The organism is Gordonia cholesterolivorans, from assembly GCF_039531975.1.
GTDB lineage: Bacteria > Actinomycetota > Actinomycetes > Mycobacteriales > Mycobacteriaceae > Gordonia > Gordonia sihwensis.
The window spans coordinates 1-7,076 of sequence record NZ_BAAARB010000041.1; the positions used below are offsets into that span (position 1 = coordinate 1).

The 7,076-nt window shown below is 68.5% G+C and carries 6 protein-coding genes and 1 pseudogene; 2 read left to right on the forward strand and 5 right to left on the reverse strand.

The features are described 5' to 3' along the window. Positions 1-124 precede the first annotated feature (124 nt). A pseudogene (locus ABFX36_RS18655) lies at positions 125-838 on the reverse strand (helix-turn-helix domain-containing protein); the annotation flags it as partial. A gap of 165 nt (positions 839-1,003) precedes the next feature. Between ABFX36_RS18655 and ABFX36_RS18660 the strand changes: the two are divergent. Next, the gene (locus tag ABFX36_RS18660; RefSeq protein WP_006898352.1) at positions 1,004-1,780 is read left to right on the forward strand and encodes a recombinase family protein; all 777 of its coding nucleotides are present in this window, start codon (positions 1,004-1,006) and stop codon (positions 1,778-1,780) included. A 368-nt stretch (positions 1,781-2,148) separates the two neighbouring features. On the opposite strand, the gene pcaDC is transcribed toward ABFX36_RS18660, so the two are convergent. The 4 genes from pcaDC to pcaH are packed head-to-tail and all read right to left on the reverse strand — an operon-like array spanning position 2,149 to position 5,928. After that, positions 2,149-3,348: a bifunctional 3-oxoadipate enol-lactonase/4-carboxymuconolactone decarboxylase PcaDC gene (pcaDC, locus tag ABFX36_RS18665; RefSeq protein WP_006898353.1), complete on the reverse strand. Its 1,200-nt coding sequence runs from the start codon at positions 3,346-3,348 to the stop codon at positions 2,149-2,151. Further along, a complete protein-coding gene (locus tag ABFX36_RS18670) occupies positions 3,345-4,589 on the reverse strand; it encodes a lyase family protein (RefSeq protein ID WP_039868240.1) in 1,245 nt (414 codons plus the stop codon). The genes pcaDC and ABFX36_RS18670 overlap by 4 nt, the downstream gene beginning before the upstream one ends. Before the next feature lie 5 nt (positions 4,590-4,594). Continuing rightward, a complete protein-coding gene (gene pcaG, locus ABFX36_RS18675; protein WP_006898355.1) occupies positions 4,595-5,164 on the reverse strand; it encodes a protocatechuate 3,4-dioxygenase subunit alpha in 570 nt (189 codons plus the stop codon). Then, positions 5,161-5,928 (reverse strand): protocatechuate 3,4-dioxygenase subunit beta, encoded by a 768-nt coding sequence (pcaH, locus tag ABFX36_RS18680; protein ID WP_006898356.1) that lies wholly within the window; start codon positions 5,926-5,928, stop codon positions 5,161-5,163. The genes pcaG and pcaH overlap by 4 nt, the downstream gene beginning before the upstream one ends. A gap of 70 nt (positions 5,929-5,998) precedes the next feature. On the opposite strand from pcaH, the gene ABFX36_RS18685 reads away from it, so the two are divergent. Continuing rightward, positions 5,999-6,754, forward strand: a complete 756-nt coding sequence (locus ABFX36_RS18685) for an IclR family transcriptional regulator (RefSeq protein ID WP_006898357.1) — start codon at positions 5,999-6,001, stop codon at positions 6,752-6,754. Positions 6,755-7,076 lie beyond the last annotated feature (322 nt).

Here is a 7,076-nt window from a genome sequence, read left to right on the forward strand (position 1 = left end):
CCGCGGCGGCCTTCTCCTCGACCGAGTAGCGACGAGTCGTCGGCTTCCCATTCGCCAGTTCCTTCGGCATAACTCCATCCTCGTTTCCAAGGTCAGGAGCCTCCAACAAACCCAGGGCGCTTCAATCCGACTGCGCGTACCCGCAGAGGTTCTCCACGATCCCTTTCGATTCCGGATCGGCGCCGTGACAGAAGTCCGGGGAAAACCCGTAGTGGGTGGCAAACCGCACATACGTGGGGGTGGGTACGACGACGTTGGCGACGACTCCACCTTTGAGGCAGCCCATCCGATCAGCGAGTACCTTGTTGGGTACTCCACCGATCTCTTCCAACGCCTCGGCGATGAATCCGAGTGTGGTGGTCGCTGTTTCGTTGGTGGCGAACCGAACGAAACGCCACCGCGAGAACGCCACCACCGCGCAGAACATGTGTAGCCCGCCGATTACGGCCCAATCGATGACCAGGTAGTCACCCGGCGCCCACACTGCCGGGCGGCGGCCACGATGATGGTCACGGCGCCACTGTGTTTTCTCCTGGGCGACGAGACGACGGAAGTTGCGGGCCGAGCCCTCATAGCCCGCGGCACGTGCTACCGGCAGCAGTCGCTTGGCGGTGATCCGGCCGTGTGACCGCTCGACTCGCTCAGCGACCAACTCGGCGACCGCATCGTAGTTGCGGGCCCGTTCCTTGCGGTCGGGTGGTTGATCGTCGGCCTCGAACCGGTCGACCACACGCTTGACGGTCTTGTGGGTGGTGCCGCACACCTCGGCGGCGGCGCGATAGCTTCCGAGTTCTCGGTAAGCAGAAATGATGTCCATACGGTCCTTCGCAGACTTCAATGGAACTCCCAGGCGGTGATGGTGATCGGTTGGCACCTTCACCGTCATCGCCTGGGCCCTCAGTTCCGGGTCGACACGACGAACACAGGGTGGGGACTTTTATCTGGCCACCAGCGGGGACCTCGACCTGGCCACCAGTGGGGACTTTCTCATGGCCATGGACACATGGCTGATCGGATCGGGACGTTGCTGAATCGTTCGGGTGGCGAGGAGGTGCTCATCGTCAGCCGCGGGAAGGTGCGGACTCGGTTCCGTCGTCGGGATGAGTTGGGTTGGAACTTTCGGGTGGAGTCGACGGACTCGGAGAACGTCATCGAGGTAACGCCAAAGCCGAAGCCAGATCCGAAGCCGGCTCGCCGATCTTCGCATGCGCGTGGGCAGCGGGTGGCGTACGTGCGGGTGTCAGCCGCGGATCAGAACGAGGCGCGTCAGCTCGAGGCGGTGGGGGAGTGCGACCGGGTCTATATCGAGAAACAGTCGGCACGCTCGCGCGCTGATCGCGTAAAGCTCGAAGAGTGCATCAGGTATCTGCGGGACGGTGATGAGCTGGTTGTCGCGTCGATGGACCGACTCGCTCGTTCCCTGGTTGATCTCAAGCAGATCGTCGGCGAGGTCACCGCGAGGGGTGCGAGTGTGCGGTTCGTCCACGAGCGGGCCACCTACGCTGCTGGTGCCCAGGATCCTCGAGCCGACCTGATGCTCTCGCTGCTCGGGGCGTTCGCAGAGTTCGAGCGGGCCATCATTCGCGAACGCCAGGCCGAGGGTATCGCCATCGCCAAGGCGAAGGGCAAGTACAAGGGACGCAAACGCGTCCTGACTGAGGAGCAGATCGACAAGGCCCTTGCCCGTATCGAGGCGGGGGAGGGGCCGTCAGCTATCGCCCGGGATCTCGGGGTGGGTCGATCCACGCTCTACCGCGCACTCCAGCGAGTAAGGAAGTAGGCGCCGCCGACACGTCGCGTTAGCCCGCCCACTGCGCGACGAAGCTGGTGCGACACCCTTACAGGACACCGAAGTCGTAGCCCTTGCGTCGAGATGCCGCGTTCGGAGATCCCCGCTACGGCATGGACGACGAGGGTTCGAGCACGCGTCAGTGAGTCCCGGTTGGAATGAGCTCCACCGTCTCGTTCGGCGCGACCTAGTGCGCGCCCGGGTGACCACCACTCGCCAGTGAGACCGCCGCGAAACGTCCGTAGACCACCGCCACCGCCACTTACCGGCGAAAGTCACAATCACAACCCTGCATAGCCACAGGATTTCACGCCAGCCACCACACCGGGCTCCTGCCACGAGGATTGTGCAGCAGTCTCCTAGTAAGCGGGGTGGTCCAGCTCGTCGAGCACGCGCTGGGCGATGCGGTAGGCCGCGTTGGCATCGGGCACGCCGCAGTAGATCGCCGTCTGGAGCAGCAACTCTTTGATCTCGTCGTTGGTCAGCCCATTGGTACGCGCGGCCCGCACGTGCATGGCCAGCTCCTCGTGATGGCCGCGGGCCACCAGGGCGGTCAGCGTGATGAGTGAGCGGCTGCGCCGGTCAAGACCCGGACGCGTCCACACCGACCCCCAGGCGTACTGGGTGATGAAATCCTGGAAGTCGGCGGTCAGATCGGTGATCGCCGCGGTCGCGCGGTCGACATGGGCGTCGCCCAGGACCGCCCGGCGCACCGCCATGCCGGCGTCGCGCACCCCGGCGACGGTCGTGGGAGCGGCAACCGCCTGCCCCGCGTTCGCGTGATCGCGGATGAGTTGGGCGACCTCGGACGGTTGCTCGGCCGGGGGCAGGTGCGCGACGCCGTCGAGGACGACGAGCCGCCCGTTCCGGACTCCAGAGGCGATAGCCGCGAGATCGGCCGGCGGAGTGGGGACGTCGAGCAGACCCGACACCGCCAGCACTCGCGGTTCGATCTCGCCGAGGCGGTCACGGACGTCGAAGCCCGCCAGCGCCTCGCACACCAGCGCATAGCCCTCGTCGTCGGCGTCCCGCAGGTCGTGCAGCAGGGCTGCGCCGATCTCCGGCTCCCGCTCCAGGAATCCGGGTGCGAACCAGCGCTGGGCCGACCCTTCGATCATCGACGGGGTGCCCGACGCGCGCACGGACGTGGCCCGTGTCCGCCAGGCATCCGGCTCGCCGATCCGTGCGCCCGTCGACAGCAGGACAGCGGAGTCGATGCGCGCGGGTGCGTCCAGCAGCAGCTGCAGCCCGACGGCGCCTCCCACCGAGTCGCCCGCGTAGGTGAAAGTGCTGGCGAACGTGTCGCGCTGGGCCACCACGTCGTCGACCATCCCGAGGACACCGGCGGCCAGCTCGGCCATCGTGAACGGCTCGGCGGAGCCGGCGTTGGACCCGTGCCCGGGCAGGTCCCAGGCGAGAACCTCGAATCGATCGGTGAGTCCGGCGGCGCAGCGCGCCCACAGTGACTGAGCGGACGTGCCCAGCGAGGGCCCCAGCACGAGAAGGGGGAGGGCCGGCGATCCGCCGAGCCGGACGGCCGTGATGCGAGGGATGTTCACTCGTTCTCCTCCAAGAAGGTCCGGGCCCGCTCGACGGCGCCCGCGATGAGGTCCTCGGAGAATCCGAGGTACGTGGTCGGATCGGCGCTGGCGGTGGCGTCCAGCAGCCCGGCGATCGAGCGGCGTTCCGCCAGCACGCTCTCGGCCGACGTGTCGAGCGTCGTGCGCATTCGCTCGGCGTCCACGTGCAGACCCGTCAGCAGCTCGGTGGTCTGGGATGCGGCCACGACGGCGCGTCGGCCGAGCAGGTGCAGGGTCGACCACTCGACGTGCCACGCCCCGTCCGGACGTTGGTCGCCGGAGGCGGCCGACGCGACGTGCAGCGTGGCGGCAAGACCGGGGGCTCCCAGGGCCGCGCGACGCACCAACACGGATAGGACCGGGTTGTTCTTGTGCGGCATCGTCGACGAGCCGCCGCGACCCTCAGCCGTCGGCTCGGCCAGCTCGCCGATCTCCGTCCGTGCCAGGGTCGCGACATCGGTCGAGATGTGTCCCCACGCGTCCGTGCACGTCACCAACGCGTCGGACGTCCGGGTGACCGTCGCCCGCGAGGTGTGCCACGGGCGCAGCTCGCGCAGCCCGAGGGCCACGGCGGTGTCGGCGACCAGGTCAGCGCTCGTCCCCTGGGGATCGTCGTGCCCCCGCAGGCCCGCCAGCTCGGTGGCCGCCGAGAACGTCCCGACCGCCCCGCCGAGCTGCACCGGCAGGAGGGAGCGGGCGTCGAGGACCAGATCGGCGGCGTCGACCAGGCCGTCGAGCCAGCCCGCGGCGACCGCACCGAATGTCGTGGGGACGGCGTGCTGGGTCAGGGTGCGGCCGACCATCGGCGTGTCGGCGTGCTGCGCGGCGAGACGGGCGAGAGCGGTCACCTGGGCGCGCAGCTCGCCGATCAGCCGTTCGAGCGCATCGCGCAGCGCGAGCATGAGGGCGGTGTCGAGGACATCCTGGCTGGTGAGCCCGCGGTGAAGCCAGGTGGCGGCGGGCTGCGGCGCTCGCGAGCGGAGCAGCCCGACGAGCGGGACGACGGGGTTGCCGCTGCCCTCGGCTGCCGCCGCGATGTGCGGCAGATCGTCGGCGGTGACGAGCGGGGCGAGGTCGGTGGCGGCGGCGGACGGCGCGAGCCCGGAGGCCACGAGAGCGTCCAGCCACGCGGACTCCACCCTGACCATGGCGGCGAGCAACGCCTCAGCACTCATCAGGTCGCCGGCGCGCTCGTCGCCGGGCCAGAACAGGTCGGTCATGGCGTTCAGTGTGCCGCCCCGTGGCCCGGGAACGTCAGGAAGACGGTCTCGCCCTGGCCCTGCAGACGGATGTCGAACGCATGTCCCTGCGCATCGGCCTCCGCGACCAGCGTCGCGCGACGGTCCGGCTCGAGGCTGCTGAGAAGGGGGTCCGCAGCGAGGGCGGCCTCGTGTCCCGGCAGATATGCGCGTGTGAAGAGCCGATCGAGCAGGCCACGCGCGAACACCGTGAGCGCGAAGAACGGTGCGCCCCCGTCGACCCCACCCGGCGCGATCGTCGAGAACGAGTAGTGGCCGGCGTTGTCGGTCGACGACCGGCCCCAGCCCGTGAACGTCCAACCGTCGCGGCGCAACGAGCCCGGCTGCTGGACGATCGCGCCGGACGCGTCCGCCTGCCAGAGCTCGACCAGCGCGTCGGGGACCGGCGCACCAGAACCGTCGAGCACGCGGCCGTGGAACCGGATCGCACCCGGGCTGCTCGCAGGCACCAGTTCGGAGTCGCCGTCATAGGGGAGTGCGTAGTGGAAGAACGGGCCCACCGTCTGGCCGGGCGTGGGGTGCAGGCGGGGGCTCATGCGTGGTCCTTGTCGTCGTTGTTCTCGGTCCAGGTGCGGTGGGCGCCGGTGAGCACGATGTCCCACCGGTAGCCGGTCGACCACTCGGGTCGCGTCAGGTCATGGTCGTAGCGGGCGACGAGGCGGTCACGGGAGCCCTGGTCGGTGATCGACTGGTAGATCGGGTCCAGCGCGAACAGGGGATCGCCCGGGAAGTACATCTGCGTGACGATGCGCTGGGTGAACTCGGTGCCAAACAGGGAGAAGTGCACGTGGGCGGGACGCCACGCATTGCGGTGGTTCCGCCACGGGTACGGACCCGGTTTGATCGTCTGGAATGAGTAGCTACCGTCCGCACCGGTCAGGCACCGCCCGGCGCCGGTGAAGTTCGGGTCGAGCGGCGCAGGGTGCTGATCACGCTGGTGGATGTAGCGTCCTCCGGCGTTGGCCTGCCAGATCTCGACCAGCTGGCCCGCGACCGGGCGTCCGTCGCCGTCCACGACCCGGCCGGAGATCGTGATGCGCTCGCCGATCGGCTCGCCCGAGCGCTGAATCGTCAGATCGGCCTCGAGTGGATCGACGTCCCGGTGGCTGAAGCACGGAGACCACAACTCGACGCCTTCCGGATCGACCTGGTGCAGATCCTTGGTCGGATGCCGCAGGAGGCTGCTGCGGTACGGGGAGTAGTCGAGGCGGGGCCGGATAGCGGACGGGTCGGTGCCGGCGGACAGGTCGGCGATCTCGGCGCTGATCTCGGCTTGGGTCGATAGGTCAGGAGTGCTCACCAGCCCGACGGTAGGTGGCCGGGGCGTACGCTTCGAGCTATATCGTTCACTGAGTGAAAGGGGGGCGACGATGGCCGGCAACACCTCCGACCCGGGAGCCAGTGTCGCCTCGCGCCTGCTGACCGTTCTCGGCGCCTTTGACGATGAGCACCGGGCGATGACGCTGAGCCAGATTGCGCGTCGGGCGGGTCTACCGCTGCCGACCACTCACCGATTGGTGGCCGAACTGGCCACCTGGGGCGGCTTGGTGCGGCGGCCGACCGGCGAGTACGTGGTGGGTCGCCGGATCTGGGAGCTCGCACTACTGGCGCCGACCCAGACCGGCCTGCGCCAGATCGCTGAGCCGTTCCTCCACGACGTGTACGGCGCGACGCTGGCCACCGTGCACCTCGCGGTGCGCGAGGGCGCCGAGGTGTTGTACCTCGACCGGCTGTCCGGCACGGCGTCCGTCCCGATCGTCAGCACCGTCGGCTCCCGACTGCCGCTGCACTGCACGGCGGTTGGGAAGGTGCTGCTCGCGCACGCGCCCGACGACGTGCTCGCCGAGACGCTCGGCTCGTTGACCCGGATGACGCCGTTCACGGTGACCCAGCCCGGGCTCCTGCGCCAGCAGCTGGCTCGGGTGCGGCGCCATGGGTATGCGACAACGGTCGAGGAGATGTCCCTCGGGGCGTGCTCGGTGGCCGTCCCCGTGCTTCGAGACACCGCGGTCGTCGCATCCCTGGGTCTTGTGGTTCCCCGCTTGACGAGGGACAGGACCCGCCTCGTCGGAGTCCTCCAGGCCGCGGCGTTCGGTATCGGCCGGGAACTGGCGTCAGGCGGGTGATGGGAAGGAGATCTGACGCGGGCTAGAGGGAGACAGGGGCCGACGCTGATCCATCTAGACCGATGTCCGGCGAAGTCGTACTTGAGGCATGAGAATCCAAAAAATCGAACCCCACGGAATCCGGGGCACACCAATGTGCCCATCAAACCCGGGGCACACCAATGTGCCCATCAAACCCGGGGCACTTCAGAAGCGGTGAAGCGCCCTGGGTTTGTTGGAGGCTCCTGACCTTGGAAACGAGGATGGAGTTATGCCGAAGGAACTGGCGAATGGGAAGCCGACGACTCGTCGCTACTCGGTCGAGGAGAAGGCCGCCGCGGTG